Source organism: Motilibacter peucedani (assembly GCF_003634695.1).
Taxonomy (GTDB): Bacteria; Actinomycetota; Actinomycetes; order Motilibacterales; family Motilibacteraceae; genus Motilibacter; species Motilibacter peucedani.
The window spans coordinates 547,142-563,144 of record NZ_RBWV01000009.1 but is presented as its reverse complement, the minus strand read 5'-3'; the positions used below and the strand labels follow the sequence as shown (position 1 = coordinate 563,144).

At 73.2% G+C, this 16,003-nt stretch carries 18 protein-coding genes and 1 pseudogene; 5 read left to right on the top strand and 14 right to left on the bottom strand.

Annotation, left to right across the window (positions count from 1 at the left end; genetic code table 11):
• Positions 1–3: 3 nt before the first annotated feature.
• Complete coding sequence (locus CLV35_RS04175; protein WP_121192109.1) at positions 4–1,092, bottom strand: WD40/YVTN/BNR-like repeat-containing protein; 1,089 nt, start codon at positions 1,090–1,092, stop codon at positions 4–6.
• Between the two features lie 101 nt (positions 1,093–1,193).
• On the opposite strand from CLV35_RS04175, the gene CLV35_RS04170 reads away from it, so the two are divergent.
• Positions 1,194–1,808 (top strand): maleylpyruvate isomerase N-terminal domain-containing protein, encoded by a 615-nt coding sequence (locus CLV35_RS04170; RefSeq protein WP_121192108.1) that lies wholly within the window; start codon positions 1,194–1,196, stop codon positions 1,806–1,808.
• Position 1,809: 1 nt separating this feature from the next.
• On the opposite strand, the gene CLV35_RS04165 is transcribed toward CLV35_RS04170, so the two are convergent.
• Entirely contained in the window at positions 1,810–2,667 is an 858-nt protein-coding gene (locus tag CLV35_RS04165) for an SDR family oxidoreductase (protein ID WP_121192107.1), read from the bottom strand.
• Positions 2,668–2,741: 74 nt separating this feature from the next.
• Here CLV35_RS04165 and CLV35_RS04160 point away from each other — a divergent pair, with 74 nt between their 5' ends.
• Entirely contained in the window at positions 2,742–3,146 is a 405-nt protein-coding gene (locus CLV35_RS04160; protein ID WP_121192106.1) for a winged helix-turn-helix transcriptional regulator, read from the top strand.
• Positions 3,146–4,036, top strand: a complete 891-nt coding sequence (locus tag CLV35_RS04155) for an aminoglycoside phosphotransferase family protein (protein ID WP_231121470.1) — start codon at positions 3,146–3,148, stop codon at positions 4,034–4,036. Before CLV35_RS04160 ends, CLV35_RS04155 begins: the two co-directional genes overlap by 1 nt.
• Before the next feature lie 6 nt (positions 4,037–4,042).
• Here CLV35_RS04155 and crcB (CLV35_RS04150) read toward each other — a convergent pair whose 3' ends face one another.
• The 3 genes from crcB (CLV35_RS04150) to CLV35_RS04140 form a co-directional block, all read right to left on the bottom strand.
• On the bottom strand, positions 4,043–4,411 hold the full coding sequence (gene crcB, locus CLV35_RS04150) for a fluoride efflux transporter CrcB (protein WP_121192105.1): 369 nt from the start codon (positions 4,409–4,411) through the stop codon (positions 4,043–4,045).
• Positions 4,408–4,845, bottom strand: coding sequence for a fluoride efflux transporter CrcB (crcB, locus tag CLV35_RS04145; RefSeq protein WP_121192104.1), 438 nt, complete (start codon positions 4,843–4,845; stop codon positions 4,408–4,410). Before crcB (CLV35_RS04145) ends, crcB (CLV35_RS04150) begins: the two co-directional genes overlap by 4 nt.
• Before the next feature lie 82 nt (positions 4,846–4,927).
• Positions 4,928–5,398 carry a hypothetical protein gene (locus CLV35_RS04140; protein ID WP_147431864.1) on the bottom strand — a complete coding sequence of 157 codons (471 nt, stop codon included), beginning with the start codon at positions 5,396–5,398 and terminating at the stop codon, positions 4,928–4,930.
• A gap of 140 nt (positions 5,399–5,538) precedes the next feature.
• Here CLV35_RS04140 and CLV35_RS04135 point away from each other — a divergent pair, with 140 nt between their 5' ends.
• Entirely contained in the window at positions 5,539–7,284 is a 1,746-nt protein-coding gene (locus CLV35_RS04135) for a SpoIIE family protein phosphatase (protein WP_121192102.1), read from the top strand.
• 4 nt (positions 7,285–7,288) lie between these two features.
• Here CLV35_RS04135 and CLV35_RS04130 read toward each other — a convergent pair whose 3' ends face one another.
• From CLV35_RS04130 to CLV35_RS20365, 9 genes and pseudogenes are all read right to left on the bottom strand, one after another.
• Complete coding sequence (locus CLV35_RS04130; RefSeq protein ID WP_121192101.1) at positions 7,289–7,675, bottom strand: transposase; 387 nt, start codon at positions 7,673–7,675, stop codon at positions 7,289–7,291.
• Positions 7,672–8,706, bottom strand: a complete 1,035-nt coding sequence (locus CLV35_RS04125) for a LacI family DNA-binding transcriptional regulator (RefSeq protein WP_231121469.1) — start codon at positions 8,704–8,706, stop codon at positions 7,672–7,674. The genes CLV35_RS04130 and CLV35_RS04125 overlap by 4 nt, the downstream gene beginning before the upstream one ends.
• 83 nt (positions 8,707–8,789) lie before the next feature.
• The gene (locus tag CLV35_RS04120) at positions 8,790–9,869 is read right to left on the bottom strand and encodes an ABC transporter permease (RefSeq protein ID WP_121192100.1); all 1,080 of its coding nucleotides are present in this window, start codon (positions 9,867–9,869) and stop codon (positions 8,790–8,792) included.
• Positions 9,866–10,864 carry an ABC transporter permease gene (locus CLV35_RS04115; RefSeq protein ID WP_121192099.1) on the bottom strand — a complete coding sequence of 333 codons (999 nt, stop codon included), beginning with the start codon at positions 10,862–10,864 and terminating at the stop codon, positions 9,866–9,868. Before CLV35_RS04115 ends, CLV35_RS04120 begins: the two co-directional genes overlap by 4 nt.
• Positions 10,861–12,420, bottom strand: coding sequence for a sugar ABC transporter ATP-binding protein (locus CLV35_RS04110; RefSeq protein ID WP_231121468.1), 1,560 nt, complete (start codon positions 12,418–12,420; stop codon positions 10,861–10,863). The genes CLV35_RS04115 and CLV35_RS04110 overlap by 4 nt, the downstream gene beginning before the upstream one ends.
• Before the next feature lie 58 nt (positions 12,421–12,478).
• The gene (locus tag CLV35_RS04105; RefSeq protein WP_147431863.1) at positions 12,479–13,702 is read right to left on the bottom strand and encodes a substrate-binding domain-containing protein; all 1,224 of its coding nucleotides are present in this window, start codon (positions 13,700–13,702) and stop codon (positions 12,479–12,481) included.
• A gap of 206 nt (positions 13,703–13,908) precedes the next feature.
• Positions 13,909–14,433 carry a methionine--tRNA ligase gene (locus CLV35_RS20370; protein WP_231121467.1) on the bottom strand — a complete coding sequence of 175 codons (525 nt, stop codon included), beginning with the start codon at positions 14,431–14,433 and terminating at the stop codon, positions 13,909–13,911.
• A gap of 46 nt (positions 14,434–14,479) precedes the next feature.
• Positions 14,480–14,845 (bottom strand): annotated as a pseudogene (locus CLV35_RS20905) (class I tRNA ligase family protein); the annotation flags it as partial.
• A 27-nt stretch (positions 14,846–14,872) separates the two neighbouring features.
• Positions 14,873–15,379, bottom strand: coding sequence for a class I tRNA ligase family protein (locus tag CLV35_RS20365; protein ID WP_231121501.1), 507 nt, complete (start codon positions 15,377–15,379; stop codon positions 14,873–14,875).
• A gap of 233 nt (positions 15,380–15,612) precedes the next feature.
• Here CLV35_RS20365 and CLV35_RS04095 point away from each other — a divergent pair, with 233 nt between their 5' ends.
• On the top strand, positions 15,613–15,960 hold the full coding sequence (locus CLV35_RS04095; RefSeq protein ID WP_121192096.1) for a hypothetical protein: 348 nt from the start codon (positions 15,613–15,615) through the stop codon (positions 15,958–15,960).
• Positions 15,961–16,003 lie beyond the last annotated feature (43 nt).

Below are 16,003 nucleotides of genomic sequence, written 5' to 3'. Positions count from 1 at the left end.
GGCTCAGCCGACCACGGCGGCCCGGACGCACAGCACGTCGGGTAGGTCTCGGGCGAGCTCGGTCCACGAGTCGCCCTCGTCGCGGCTGGCGTAGACCGCACCCGTGCGGGTGCCGAAGTAGACCCCGGCCGGGTCGGCGTCATCGGTGGTCATCGCGTCGCGCAGGACCGTGCCGTAGTAGTCCTCCTGCGGCAGCCCCCGGCTGAGCGCCTCCCAGCTGCGACCGCCGTCGGAGGTGCGGAAGACCCGGCACCGCGCGTCCGGCGGCAGGCGCTTGCCGTCGGCGACGATCGGGAAGCTGTAGGCGGTCTCCGGCCGCCGGGGGTGGGTCACCATCGTGAAGCCGAAGTCCGTGGGCAGGGGGTCGGCGATGGAGACCCAGGTCGTGCCGGCGTCGTCGCTGCGGTAGACGCCGTGGTGGTTCTGGGCGAAGAGGCGGTCGGGCTCGGCCGCATCGCGCGCGACCTTGTGGACGCACTGGCCGAACTCGGGCCACGGGTCAGGGAAGAAGTAGGCCTTGATGCCCCTGTTGGCCGGCTCCCAAGACCCGCCGCCGTCGGAGGTGCGGTAGACCCCGCCGGTCGACATCGCCACGAGCACGTTGCCCGGGTCGCGCGGGTGCGGCAGGACGGTGTGGATGGCCTGGCCGCCGAAGCCGGCGCCCCACTTCGGCCGGTGGGGGTGGTCCCACAGCGGGCGGACCAGCGAGAAGGAGTCGCCCCGGTCCTCGGAGCGCCACAGCGCCGAGGGCTGGCTGCCCGCCCAGACGACGTCGGGCTCCGTGGGCGACGGCGCGATCGACCAGAGCCGCTCGACGGAGGTGCCGTCGTCGATGGAGAACCGCGGGCCGCTGCTGGCCGACTCCTGCCAGGTGGCGCCGAGGTCCTCGGACCAGAACAGCGACGGTCCCCAGTGCGAGCTGTCGGCGCCGACCATGACGCGCGGGACGGCGCCGCGCGTGTCGATGCTGACCGCGTAGATGCCGTTCATCAGGAAGTGCGGCCCGTCGAGCGTCCACGAGGCGCGGTCGTCGTCGCTGCGGGCGACGAAGAGCCCCTTGTTCGTCCCGATGGCCACCAGCGTCGTCGCCATGCGCTCCTCCTCGAGCTCCGGTCGGTGCCGCGCGTGTGCCGACACCGTGCCACGCAGGTCTGACGGAGGGAAGGGCGCGGACTCGTCGCTAGCCTGGCCCGGTGATCTTCCCCTGGGACGAGTCTCGGGCCGCCTACGCCGACGCGGCGCACTGGTTCGTGGTGACGGCGGCGCTCGTGGGCGACCGGTGGGCCGAGCCGGGCCTCGGCGAGTGGGACCTGCGCTCGCTGGTCGGCCACACCACCCGCTCGTTCGTCACGGTCGAGTCCTACCTCGCCGTGCCGCCCGAGCGCGTCGAGGTCGAGACGGCGGCGGGCTACGTCACCGCCATCCGCGCGGCCGCGGCCGCGCCCGGCGTGGCCGAGCGCGGGCGCGAAGCAGGCGCAGCGCTGGGCGACGACCCGGTCGCAGCGGTCGCCGTCCTCGCCGAGCGCGTGGTCGAGCTGGTGGGCCGGTGCACCGGCGAGGAGCTGCTGACGACGCTCGCGGGCGGGATGCGCCTGCGCGACTACCTGCCCACGCGTACGTTCGAGCTCGTCACGCACACCTGCGACCTCTCGGTCGCGCTGGGTGTCGAGGCGGCACCGCCGGCCACGGCTGCCGAGCAGGCGCTCGGCGTGGTCGCCGCTGTCGCTGCCCAGGTGGGCGGGGCCGCCGCCCTGCTGCTGTCGGCGACCGGACGGCGACCCCTGCCCGAGGGCTTCTCGGTCCTCTGAGCTAGCCGCGGGCGGCGCGCAGCGCGTCGACCAGCGGGGTGGCCGGACGGCCGAGCAGGTCGGTCAGGTCGGTGCTGCCCGTGTCGAGCTCGCCCTTGGCGATCGCCTCGTCGATCGAGGCGACGAAGCCCGCCGTGCCCTCGTCGAGGCCGGCGGCCTGGAGGGCGGCGACGTAGTCCTGCACCGACAGGTCGCGGTAGGCAACAGGCGTACCGGTCACCTCGGTCACGGCCGCAGCCAGCTCGGCGAAGTCGAAGCTCGGGCCGCCGAGCTCGTAGACCGCGTCGACGTCGGAGTCGCGCAGCAGTGCGGCGACTGCAGCACCGGCGTAGTCGGCGCGGGTGGCGCCGGCGACCCGACCGTCGCCCGCGGCGCCGACGATCTCGCCGCGAGCGAGGTACTGGTCGAGCTGGGAGGTGTAGTTCTCGGTGTACCAGCCGTTGCGCAGGAAGGTGAAGGGCAGCCCGCTGCCGCGCAGGACCTCCTCGGTCGCCTCGTGCTCGGGCGCGAGCGGGTTCGACGTCGCGCCGGCGCGCAGGATGCTGGTGTAGACGATGCGGCCCACGCCGGCCTCCTTCGCCGCGTCGATCACCGCGGTGTGCTGGCGCACGCGCCCGCCCGGCTCGCTGCCGGACACCAGCAGCAGGGTGTCGACGCCGGCCAGCGCCGCCGGGAGCGTGTCCGGCGCGTCGTAGTCGCCGTGGCGCACCTGCACGCCGCGCTCGGCCAGGTCGGCGGCCTTCTCGGGGCTGCGGACCACGGCGACGACATCGGCGGCCGGGACCCCGCGGCCGAGCAGCTGGACGACGACCTCGCGGCCGAGGTGGCCGCTGGCTCCGGTGACGGCGTAGGTGGGCATGGCTTCTCCTCCGTGATGGCTAACCTGACGTTGGGCACTAACCGAGGGGAAGTACCTTGCATTCCCGCCGTACGATGGCAGCCGTGACGCAGCACGAGCCGGGGCCGGAGCAGGCGCTGGTCAGCGACGTCTTCGCCCGCGACTGCACCTCGCGCGCGGCCTTCGAGGACGTGTCGAGCAAGTGGGCCTCGCTCGCCCTGCTGGCGCTCGGCGAGGGGGCCTACCGCTTCAACGCCCTGCGCCGCCGGGTCGAGGGCGTCAGCGAGAAGATGCTCTCGCAGACGCTGCAGCAGCTCGAGCGCGACGGCATGGTGCGCCGCGACGTGGTCACGACCATCCCGCCGCGCGTGGAGTACTCGTTGACCCCGCTGGGTGCCGGGGTCGCCGGCCACCTGCGCGCGCTGGCCGACCTGCTCGAGGCGTCGGCCGACCAGGTGGCGCTCGCGCGCGGCGACTACGAGCGGCGCGGTCCGCGCTGATGCCCGCGCCCGGGCGCATGCACGCCGACGAGGTCGACACCGACGAGGCTCTCGTGGCCAGGCTGGTCGCCGCCCAGCACCCGCAGTGGGCGGCGCTCCCGGTCACGCACCTGTCCTCAGCCGGCACCGACAACGCGATCTACCGGCTGGGCACCGACCTGGTCGCCCGGCTCCCGCGCATCGCGTCGGTGTCGCAGGGCATCGCCCACGAGTGGCAGTGGCTGCGGCACCTCGCGCCGCTCCTGCCCGTCGACGTGCCGGAGCCGGTCGCGCTCGGCGAGCCCGGCGACGGCTACCCGTTCCCGTGGTCGGTGTGCCGCTACGTCGCTGGTGACAACCCCGGGCCCGCGACGACCGGTCCGGCGCTGGTCGACGACCTCACCTCGTTCCTGCGCCACTTCCACGGCCTCGACCCGGCCGCCGCACCGCTGCGCAGCCGCGTGCGGCTCGCCGACCGGGACGACCAGGTCCTGTCGTGCATCGACGAGGTCGCCGACCTCGTCGACGCGCCGGAAGTCGCTGCTGCATGGGCGGTCCTGCGGGACACCCCGCCCGCCGAGCTGCCCGGCCCGTGGGTCCACGGAGACATCACCGCAGGCAACCTGCTGGTCCGCGGCGGCAGGCTCTCCGGCGTACTGGACTTCAGTGGCGTGGGGCGCGGCGACCCGGCGACGGACCTGGGTGTCGCCTGGAACCTCCTGACACCACCCTTGCGCGCACGGCTCCGCAGACAGTTGCAGGTCGACGAGGAGACGTGGCGCCGCAGCGCCGGCTGGTCGCTCTCGCAGGCGCTGATCCAGCTGCCCTACTACCGCGAGACTAACCTGCCGCTCGCGGCGAACGCCCGCCACGTGATCGCCGAGACGGTGCCGTGGGCGCTGGCCCTCTGACGCCGCTCAGCGCAGCGGGGTGCCTACGGCCCACCCGAGCGCTGCGGCGACAAGACCCGCGACGACCGAGGCGACCACGTTGAGGGCAGCCACCCCACCCTCGCCGCGCTCGACGAGCCGCAGCGTCTCCCAGCTGAAGGTGCTGTAGGTCGTCAGCGCACCGCAGAACCCGGTGCCCAGCAGGGCCACCACCGTTGCCTCGTGCCCACGGGACCCGGCCGACACGACCACGCCGAGGACGAAGGACCCGACCACGTTCACGACCAGCGTCCCCCAGGGGAACGGCGACGGGTGCCGCCGCTGCACCGCGCGGTCGGTGAGGTAGCGCGCCGGCGCGCCGACCGCCGCGCCCAGGGCCACCATCAGCGCGGTCACGCCGGTCGTCCCGCGGTCGCACCGGCGAGCCGCCGGGTGGCGGTCGCCCCCAGCCACACCGCCAGCACGGCCGCGACGAGGGTCGACGCTGCATAGGCCAGCGCGACGGCCGGGCGTCCGGCCAGCAGCAGGCGGTTGATGTCGACGGCGTAGGCGGAGAACGTCGTGAAGCCGCCCAGCACGCCGACGCCCAGGAACGGCCGGACGAGGCGGTGAGGACGGAACCGCTCGGTCACCAGCACCATCAGGACGCCGATGAGCAGGCAGCCCAGCGCGTTGACGAGCAGGGTCGCCCACGGGAACTGGGACGCGGCGTGCGGGGCCGCGAGGCTGACGGCGTAGCGCGCCTCGGCGCCGAGCACGCCCCCGGCGGCCACCACTGCCACGACGTCGAGGGAGGTGCCAAGCGAGGTGTCACCCGCCTGCACGGTCATGCCTCGAGCCTCCCGCGGGTGTCCGGCCGGCCTGCCGTGCGGCTGATCGTAGCGACACCGGCGTCCGCCACCCCCGCTGCGCTCAGGCGGGCGCGAGGTCTTCCACGAGCAGGGACCAGCGGACGCCTCGCGGAGCCGTCACGACGACCGACGCCGACCGCGCGTGCCCGCTGAGGTAGGAGGACGGCGTCCCGTCGCAGGGGCCCTCGACGGTCATGGACGGACCCGTTCGAGGGGCGAGCTCGAGCCGCACCCGCCCCGACCCGCCGGAGCAGGCGACGCGCGCGGCAACGCCCAGACCGGTGGCTGAGCTGCGCACGGAGAAGGCCCGGGACCCGCGCTGTCCGGCCACGTCCAGCACCGGGCGCGAGTCGGACAGGGTCGGCTCGAGGTGCAGCGACCCCGCGGACGCCTGCGGGGACGTCGGCGCGGCACCAGGGCTCGTCGACGGCGACGGCTGCGGCAGCACGGTCGGAGCGCCCGAGCCGGTGCAGCCGGCCACCGCCGGAAGCAGCGCAGGGACACCGGCCAGCAGGAAAGGGGTACGTCGCACGCCGCAGTCTCGCACCGCGCGGCGCGCGGGCCCTGACGGTTGCGCACAGCGCGAGGCAGGACCACCCCGGCGGGGGGCTTGGGCACGACGTCGGCCCACACGGGGTCGAAGGGCGCTTCGCCCGGGTATGTGCTCACCCCATGCACGACGACAGCGCCCCCCAGCGCCTGAACGGCAGCCTGCAGACGCGCGACACGCGAGTGCCGGTGGAGGCCGGCCTGCTCCCCGCGCTGTTCGGGCCGGCGGACGGTGCCATGCTCGCCGTGGACGCGCAGGGCGCCGTGACGGGCGTGACCGAGAGCGCCGGCCGACTGCTCGGCTACACCGAGGACGAGCTCCTCGGCAAGCCGCTGCACGAGACCCTGCACGCGCAGCACCCCGACGGCAGGAGGCTCCCCCGCGAGGAGTGCGCGCTGTTCGCTGCACTGGTCGGCACCCGGCCCGCCTTCGGCGCCGACGAGGTCCTCATCCGCGCCGACGGCACCCTCCTGCCGGTGGAGTGGGCCTTCGCGCCCACCGTCATCGCCGCCCTGCCGGTCGGCGGCGTGGTCGCCCTCCAGGCCGTCGACTCAGCGCCGACAGACGTGCAGCACATGCGCGCGGTGCTCGCGGAGCAGACCAACGTGCGCCTGGCCGTGCTCGCCGACGTGTCGGAGGCACTCGCCGACGCCGACCTGTCCGACGCGCTCCAGGCACTGGCCGACCTGGTGGTGCCCCGGCTCGCCGACTGGGTCGTGGTCGACGTCGTCGACGAGGACACCGGACGACTGCACCGCGCAGCCCTGACGCACCGCGACCCTGCGCTGCAGCAGGTGGGCCGCTCGGTGCTGGGGCGCCTGCCCGACCCCAGCTCGCTCGACCAGGGCTCGCTCGCGCAGGTGCTCCGAGGAGCACCGACGCAGCACACCACCGTCTTCGCCGACCCGGCGGAGGCGCCGGGCCCGCTGGGGGCGGCGAGGCTGGCGCTGTTCGCGTTGCTGGGCGCCGCCGAGGCGATCACCGCTCCGCTGAAGGCCCGCCGCCGGATCCTCGGGGCGGTCACGCTCGTGCGCACCGATCCCGAACGCCCGTTCCTTCCCGCAGACGTCGCCTTCACCGCGGACCTCGGACGGCGGGCGGCGACGGCGGTCGACACCGCGTACCTCCTGCGGCGCAGCACCGCGCGCGCCGAGCAGCTGCAGCGGGCCCTGCTCCCGGTGCTGCCCTGCCGCGTCGGCGGAGTCGAGATCGGCACGACCTACCGCCCCGCCGGCGACGCCGCACAGGTCGGCGGCGACTGGTACGACGCGTTCTGCGTGCCCGACGGCGGGCTGGCCCTGGTGGTGGGTGACGTGGCCGGGCACGACCTCAAGGCCGCCGGCACCATGGGCTCGGTCCGGCACAAGCTGCGCGCCGTGGCTGCCGACCGCGCGACCGCGCCCTCGGACGTGCTGCGCAGGCTCGACGTCCTGCTGCAGCACTTCGGCACGCTCGAGCTGGCGACGGCGGTCTACGCCCAGCTCTCCCCTGGGGAGCGGACCGGCTGGCGCCTCACGTGGTCGAACGCGGGGCACCCGCCGCCCCTGCTGCTGACGGCCGAGGGAGCGCCGGCCTACCTCGCCGGCGACGCCGACCTCCCACTGGGCGTGGCCGACCTGCCGCGGCACGACCACTCCGCCGACGTGCCGGCCGGCTCCACCGTCGTGCTCTACACCGACGGCCTCGTCGAGCGCCCGGGCGCCTCGCTCTCGGACGGCCTCGACGTGCTCCGGCGCGAGGCGGGCGGCATCGCCCACCTGCCGCCGGACCAGCTGGCGCGCACGCTCGTCGCCCGGGTCACGCCGCACCTCTCCGACGACATCGCGGTCCTGGCCGCCCGCGTCCCCGGCGGGCCCGGTCAGCCCTAGCGGGCTAAGGCTCGAGCCGCTCGGACTCGGTGAGGAAGAAGTTCGCGACGCCGCGCAGGATGCCGTTGACCCGCAGCAGCTCGGCGTTCGTGCGCCGGAGCTCGAGGTTGGCGTGCTTGAGCTCGTCGCGCTCTCGGGCGAGCTCGGCGTTCTCGCGCTTGAGCGCGTCGACCTCGGCGGCCTCGCCGGCGGTCAGGGTCGCGGGCCGGGCGGGCGAGGCGCCCGCGTGCAGCACCCACCGGCGCACGGTCTCGGGCGCTCCGACGCCGAGCTGCTCGGCGACCTGGACGATGGCGGCCCAGTCGGAGCGGTGCTTGGTCTTCGTCTCGGCGACCATCTGCACGGCGCGGTCGCGGAGCTCGGGCGAGTAGCGCTGGGCGTGCTGGCTCACGGGCCGCCTCCGAGCAGCGCGGGCGCACCACGGCGTACGGAGCTCGCCCGCACGACCAGCCCCGCCGTCACTGAGGTCGCGAGCGGCGCGGGCCCGCCGGTGATCTGGGCGAGGAGCAGGTGGACGCTGCGCTGCCCCAGCTCGCTGAAGTCCTGGTGCACCGTCGTGAGCGCCGGGCGGAAGAACTCGGCCTCCGGGGAGCCGTCGAAGCCGACCACGAGGCAGTCGGAGGGCACGTCGCGACCGGCCTCGGCGAACGCCTTCAGCAGCCCGAGGGCCATGTGGTCGTTGGCGACGAAGACCGCCTCGACCGCCGGGTCGCGGGCGAGCTCGCGTCCCGCGGCGTAGCCGGAGGCGGCGCTCCAGTCGCCGCGCAGCGGCTCGTGCACCACGGCGCCGGCCTCGCGGAGCACCGACGACCAGCCCTCGAGCCGCTCCTCCGCCTCGACCCAGTCGGAGGGACCGGCGACGTGGTGCACGGTGCGTACGCCTTGGGCGAGCAGGTGCCGCGTCGCCTCGCGGGCGCCGGAGAAGTGGTCGACGAACACGCGCGGCGGCCCGTCGACGTCGTGGCCGTCGACGACGACCGCCGGCACGTCGGGACTGAGCCGCGTGAGCGCCAGCTGCGCCTGCTTCTGCGGTGCGATGACCACGACGCCCTCGACCACCTGCTCACCGAGCCGGTGCAGCGCGCGGCGCAGGGTCAGCGCGTCGATCGTCGGCTCGCTCGCGACGCTGACGAAGAAGCCGGCCTCGCGGGCCGCCTGCTCGATCCCGAACACCATGCTGGTCGGGCCGTAGAGCCGCGTGCCGAAGCTGACGACACCGATGGTCCGGCTGCGCCGCGTCACCAGGGCGCGGGCCGCGGCGTTGGGCAGGTAGCCCAGCTCCTCGACCGCCGCCACCACGCGCGCCCGGGTGGCGGGGCGCACCGAGCTCGAGCCGTTGATCACGCGGGAGACGGTCTGCGAGCTGACGCCGGCGTACGTGGCGACGTCGATCATCGTCGGCGACCGGCGTGCAGCGACCATCGACTCCCACCCCCGTTCGGTCCAGCAGTGCGTGGTCGAGGGACGACGGGCTCCGACCAGCGTCCGCCCGGCTCAGCCGGCCGTCAACGGACCGCCCCTGCCGCCCGCCTGCCGAGCTGGGTCTGGAGGACCACCACCACCAGGAGGAAGCCACCGCTGATGACCTGCTGCACGTAGGTGTTGAACTGCAGGCCCTGCACGACGATGTTGTTGATGACGTACCAGAGCAGGATCCCGGCCAGCGAGCCGGCCATCGAGCCGACGCCGCCGCTGAGCAGCGTGCCACCGATGACCACTGCGGCGATCGCGACCAGCTCGTAGGAGTCGCCGATGCGCGCCTCCTGCCCGCCGCCCGACAGCGCGGTCGTGAGCACGCCGGCGAGGCCGGCGCAGAAGCCGCTCAGCACGTAGACGAGCACCTTGACGCGCTTGACGGGGAGGCCCATGAGCTCGGCGGCGGTGTCGCTGCCGCCGATGGTCTGCACCGCCTGGCCGAACGCGGTGCGGTTGAGCAGCCACCAGCCCACGGCGAAGACGACGAGCATGATCCAGACGGGCAGGCCCAGCGTGAGGAACTTGCCGGTGCCCAGGTGCTCGAACCACTTCTTGCCCGGCACCTGCGGGACCGTGTTGCCCTCGTCGGTGATGTAGTAGACGATCCCGCGGATGCCGGTCAGGCCGGCCAGCGTGACGATGAAGGGCGGCAGGCGCAGGTAGGCGATGACCAGGCCCTGCACCAGGCCGGCGGCGGCGCAGCACGCGAGCGAGATCGCGATGGCCACGAACGACCCGTGCTTCGACTGGAACGCGCTGACGAGCACGCCGAGGGCGAACAGCGAGCCGACCGAGAGGTCGATGCCGCCGCTGATGATGACGAAGGTCATGCCGGCGGCGATGATGCCGAGGAACGAGGCCGCGAGCGCGACGTTGCGCAGGTTGTCGGCCGAGGCGAAGCCCTCGTCGAAGACCGCCGCGAGCAGGCAGGTGAGCAGCAGGACCACGAGGGCGCCGCTGCGCAGCAGCGTCGAGGTGAGCGAGCGGGCGCGCTGGCGGCCGGCGCTGATGCCGAGCTCGTTCGTCGCGTCGTGCACGGCACCCGTCGACGGCGGCAGGACGGCCGCGGCCACCTGGTCGTCGGAGTGCTGGGGGCTGGCCGTGCTCATTCGGCGCTCCTGCTGGTCCGCTGGATGTAGACGGCGATGACGATGATGACCGCCTCGGCCACCTGGGTGGCCGAGTCCGGCACGTTGTGGGCGGTCAGCGTGGTCGTGAGCAGCTGCATCAGGATCACGCCGGCGATGGTCCCGAGGACGCGGACCCGTCCGCCCGTGAGTGCCGTGCCGCCGACGACGACCGCGGTGATGGCGCTGAGCTCGAGGCCCAGTCCGAGGAAGGAGGGGTCTGCAGCACGGGTGCGCGCCGTGGCGATGATGCCGGCGACGGCGGCCAGCAGGCCGCTCAGCGCGTAGACGGTGATGATCGTGCGGCGCACGGGCAGACCCGCCAGCGTGGCCGCCCGGGTGTTGCCGCCGATGGCGAGCAGCCGGAAGCCGAACGTGGTCTGCCGGACGAGGATGCCGACGAGGACCGCCAGCACGATCGCGATGATGAAGACGTAGGGGATCTCGTGCGCCCGCCCTCGTCCGAGCTTGGTGAGGCCGGGCACGAACAGCTCGATCAGGGCGCCGGAGGTGATCACGAGGGCGATGCCGCGCCCGCCGACCAGCAGGCTGAGGGTCGCCACGATGGGCTGCACCCCGCCCACGCCGACGACGATGCCGTTGAAGATGCCGACGACCAGCCCGGCGAGCAGCGCCGCGACGATCGCGACGGTCAGACCGGTGTGCAGCCCGTTCTTCGACTCGGGCGAGACGAACTTGCCCATGACCGCAGCGGCGATCGCCATCGTCGCGCCGACGGAGAGGTCGATGCCTCCCGTGCCGATGACCATGAGCATGCCGAGCGACACGATCATGACGGCCGGCACCTGGACCATCAGCGTCTGGACGGTGTCGAAGTGGTTGAAGTAGGGGGTGAAGAAGACGTTGTAGAGGACGAGCAGCGCCAGGGCGATGTAGACGCCGAGGTCGCGCGCGAGCTCCGCGCCGGACGCGGGCCGGCTCAGCCTCGGGAGGCGCTGGGCGAGTGCGGTGCTCATGGCGTGGTCGTCTCCAGGGTGTCGGCGGCAGCGCCGGCGATGAGGTTCATGATGCTGTCCTCGGAGATCTCGTCCCCGAAGAGCGTGCCGAGGGCGGCGCCGTCACGGAGGACCAGGACGGTGTCCGAGCCCTCGACGACCTCCTCGAGCTCGGAGGAGATGAGCATGACCCCGAGGCCCTTCTCCGCCAGCTCGGCGATGAGCGCCTGCACCTCGGCCTTGGCGCCGACGTCGATGCCTCGCGTCGGCTCGTCGAGGATGAGCACCTTCGGGTTGAGGCAGAGCAGCCGTGCCAGCAGCACCTTCTGCTGGTTGCCGCCCGAGAGCTCGCTGACCCGCTGCAGCGGGCCGGAGGCCCGGATCCGCAGGCGGCGCATGAAGACCTCGACGATCTCGTCCTGCCTGCGCCGGTTGATGAAGCCGCCGCGCGAGAGCTGCGGGAGGGCCGCCAGGGCGATGTTGTCCCGGATGGACATCCCCGGGATGATCCCCTCGACCTTGCGGTCCTCGGGCAGCATCGCGACGCCGCGCCGGATGCTCGCGGCCGGCGAGCGGTGGCGCGACACCTCCCCGCCCACGGCGACCGAGCCGGAGTCGACGGGCATGGCGCCGAACACCGCGCGCGCCGTCTCGCTGCGCCCCGAGCCGAGGAGGCCGGCCAGGCCGACGATCTCGCCCGGGTGCACGGTCAGCGAGATGTCCTCGAGCACGAGCTTGCGCGACACCTCCTGCGCCTGCAGGGCCGGCGTGGTCTCGCGGTCGACGACCGCGCGGGCGCTCAGCTGCGTACGTCCGCTCTCCACGTCGGTCGCCTCGCGACCGAGCATCCGCGACACCAGCGTGCGCCGTGTCATGGCGGACACCGGGTCGGTGGACACCAGCTTGCCGTCGCGCAGGACGGTCACCACGTCGCAGGCGCGGAAGATCTCGTCCATCTTGTGGGAGACGTAGACGATGGCGACGCCCTGCTGGCGCAGGAGCGCGACCACCGAGAGCAGCTTGTCGATCTCGCGGGGCTCGAGCGACGAGGTCGGCTCGTCCATGATGACGACCTTGGCGTCCTGGGACACGGCCCGGGCGACAGCCACCATCTGCTGCACGCCCAGGCCGAGGTCGCCCAGGGGACGACGGACGTCCGCCACGATGCCGTAGCGCTCGAGGATCTCCTGCGAGTCGCGGTTCATCTTGCCGAGGTTCAGCGAGCCGAAGCGCTGCGGCTCCCGCCCGAGGAACATGTTGCGCGCCACCGAGAGCTGGGGCGCCAGGAAGACCTCCTGGTAGATGGTCTGGATCCCGGCCTGCTGCGCCTCACGCGCGGACTTGAAGGTCCGCGGCTGCCCCTCGAAGCGGAGCTCCCCCTCGTCGAGGGAGTACACGCCCGTCATCAGCTTGATCAGCGTCGACTTGCCGGCGCCGTTCTCACCGACGAGGGCGTGCACCTCCCCCGGACGGAGGTCGACCGAGACGTCGTCCAGCGCCACGACGCCGGCGAACCGCTTGCTCGCACCGGTGATCGACAGTGTCGGTGCTTGCTGCTGTGCTGGGTCTGCTGGCACGTCGCCTCTTCTGCTCTCTGGTCTCGCGTGGATCAGGTCTCGCGTGGTCCGCTGAGGACTAGTACGCGGTGCCGTTGTCGATCGCAGCCTGCGCATTCGACTTGTCGTACTGGTTGTCGGTGGTGATGGTGACCGCGGGGGCACCGTCGCCGTTCACGTAGGCGTTGAGGGCGTCCTCGGCCGCCGGGCCGTAGGCCGGGTTCGACTCGATGACCGCGTCGATGTCGCCGTCGACGATCGCCTGGACCGCACCCTTGGTGCCGTCGATCGAGACGATGTGGACCTTGTCCGTGCCGTTCTTGCCCTTGTCCTGCAGGGCGGTGATCGCGCCGAGCGCCATCTCGTCGTTCTCGGCGTAGATCGCGTTCACGTCGGGGTGGGCCTGCAGCAGCGTCTCGGTGACGGTCTGGCCCTTCTCACGGGTGAAGTCGGCGGTCTGCTTGAAGATGACCTCGATGCCCGTGGCGTTCTTGGCCTTCAGCTCGTCGAGGAAGCCGGTCGTGCGGTCGTCGGTGACGTTGACGCCGGTCGCACCGAGCAGGATCGCGAGCTTCGCCTTCCCGCCCGTCGCCTTGATCATGGCGTCGGCGGCCCGCTGGCCCTGCTGGATGAAGTCGGAGCCGAGCTGCGGGCCGACCTCCTTGCAGCCCTCGACACCGGTGATGTTGCGGTCGACCGGGATCATCGCGACGTGCTTGGACTTGGCGTAGGAGATGGCGTCGCCGAGGCCGGTCGAGTTGATCGGCGAGAAGATGATGGCCTTCGCGCCCTTGTCGATCATGCCCTTGATGTCGCTGTTCTCCTGCTGCACGTTCGACTGCGCGTTCGTGGTGAGCAGCTTGATGCCACGCTTCTTGGCCTCGTCGACCTGCGACTTGGTGGAGGCGATGCGGAACGGGTTCGCCTCCTTCTCCGACTGGGCCCAGCCGATGGTGTCCTTGGCGAAGTCGATCTTGCCGATGCCGAGGTCGGAGCCCTTGCAGAGGGGGCCGTACTGCGCCTCGACACCCTTGGGGGGCGTGCCCGGCAGCACGGAGGTGCCGCCAGCGGCCTTGATGGCTGCGGGGACCTCGCCGCTGCCGGCGGCGGCGGGGGCGGAGGCGCCGGCGTCGGACGACGCGGGGGCGCTGGCCGCGGCGGCGGGCGCCGAGGCAGCGGGCGCTGCGGAGCTGCTGTCGCCGCCGCTCGCGGCCGGGCTGCTCGAGCCGCCGCAGCCCGACAGGACTGCGACCAGCCCCGCGACGCTCAACGCGGACAGGGCGGTAGTGCGCTTGCTAGCCATCGTGGCTCAGCTCCTTGGACGTGGGACGAATGGGGAGACGACGGTTCACGCGCTGGGTGCGGAGAAGGCCGCCTGGTGCTGCCTTCGGCGGAACCGCGGCGCAGCTCGGAGTGCCTGGCCTGCCGGACAGCGCTTCCGTCGACGCCTTGGTCGAGATGGATGTTTGCGCTCACATCCGAGTCCGTCAAGGCACCGTGACCTGATTGTTATCGTTCACATGTCCGTTGACGCTCCCCCTGGTGCCGGGCGGTCGGCTCGGGGTACGGTGCCGCGTCGTCCCAGACCTCGAGCCGGGGGAAGACCGGCGCCGCAGGGGGGAGCTCGGCGCCGTCGCCGAGCTGGGCCTGCAGCTTCGCCGCGCCTCCAGGGACGAACGGCCCCACCTCGACGGCGACGCGTCGACAGGCGCCGACCACCGTGTGCAGCAAGGCGTTGAAGTGCACGCCGGCCGCGACGTCGCCGTCCGCCGCGGCCCGGCCCAGCTCCCACGGGCGCTCGACGGAGGCGACGCAGTTGGCGGCGTCGACGACCGCGCGCACGGCGTCGGTAGCGCCCCGCAGGTCGAAGGCGTCGAGCGCCAGGTCCACGGCCGCCGGCAGGGCGTCGGCCGCTGCCGCGAGCTTCCCCGCCGCCTCGTCGCCCGGCGGCACCGGCGCGAGGCGCCCGTCCTGGTAGCGGTGCAGCAGGCTGACCGTGCGGTTGACGAGGTTGCCCAGCCCGGGCGAGGTCATGGTCGTAGCGGTCGCGCAGGCGCTGCTCGGTGAAGTCGGTGTCGCCGGTGCGGGCGACGTCGGCCAGCAGCCACCACCGCACCGCGTCGACGCCGTAGCGCTCGACCAGGCCCGCCGGGTCGACCACGTTGCCCGAGCTCTTCGCCAGCTTCTGCCCCTCGACCGTGAAGTACTCGTGCACCAGCACGGAGGTCGGCAGCGGCTGCCCGGTGGAGATCAGCAGGGCCAGCCAGTGCACCGCGTGGAAGCGCACGATGCCCTTGCCGATGACGTGCACGCGCTCGGTGGAGTCCCGCCACCACTGCTGGTACGCAGTGGCGTCGGGGCCGCCGTAGCCGAGCGCGGTCACGTAGTTCGCCAGGGCGTCCCACCAGACGTAGACGACCTGGCTCGGGTCACCCGGAACGGGCACTCCCCACCCGCCGCTGCGGGACGCGGATCACGACACGCTGATGTCCTGCAGGCCTCCGCGCACGAAGGCGAGCACCTCGTTGAGGCGCGTCGCCGGCTCGACGCGTACGCGGCCCGACTCCAGCGCCTCGAGCACCGCAGTCGCGTGGGCGGAGAGCCGGAAGAAACAGTTGGACTCGACGACCCGCTCGAGCTCGGTGCCGTGCTCGGGGCACCGGCCGTGCGGCGCCTCCGCCGCCTCGTAGAACGCCTCGCACCCGTGGCAGTAGGCGCCGTCGTAGGTGCGCAGGAAGTCGTCGAAGGAGAGCTCCAGCACGTCGCGGAGCTCGGCGAAGCGCTCCGCGCCCGCAGCCACGAACTCGGCCACACCGGCACCCGCCGCGGCCGCCGCCGTCACGTTCTTGAGCGCGTTGTCGTCGGTGCCGCTCAGGAACCGCACCTCTCGCCCGCGGAGCCTGCGGTGGCGCGCGAGCACGTCGGCCTGCACGAGCTCGAGCGCGTGCCCGAGGTGCGGTGCCGCGTTGAGGTAGGGGATCGCCGTGGTGATGTAGGACGACTGCGCCGTCGTGGCGGTGCTCCGATCCGCCCCGCCGAGAGGGAGCGCACACCGCCGCCCCCGCGCAGCAGGGGCTCTGGTGGTGTGGGTCTAGCGCACGCCGAAGGGCCCCGGGGAGGGGCGCATCATCCGGTCGTCACGGCGCACGCCCTCCGTGCTGGCAGGACCCGCCGGCTGGTGCAGCCGGTTTCCGGGCGGGGTAGGAGCAGCGCATGGCGACCGGTCGGCAGGTGGAGCACACGGACGACGGCCGCTACGTCGTCATCGACGGGCGCCGGTGGCGGGCGACCGACCCGCTCCTGCCCGACAACGTCGCCGCCCGCCTGCGTTCGGAGCTCATGAGCGCGCGGCGCGCGGTGGGCCAGGCCCTGCGCGCCGGTGACGAGGCGGCCGAGCGGGCGGCCCGCCACCGCGTACACGCCGCGAAGGTCGCGCTCGGCGAGCGTGGTACGCCGTGGTGGGAGCAGACGGACGACGAGCGCCGCGCGCGCTGGGAGGGCTCGTCGCAGCCGGCGGACCAACCGGACGAGACCGTTGACACAGGCACACAACGCCACTAGCGTCCGGGCTCGAAAACGATTCACCTGCGTGCTCCCGAGCGCG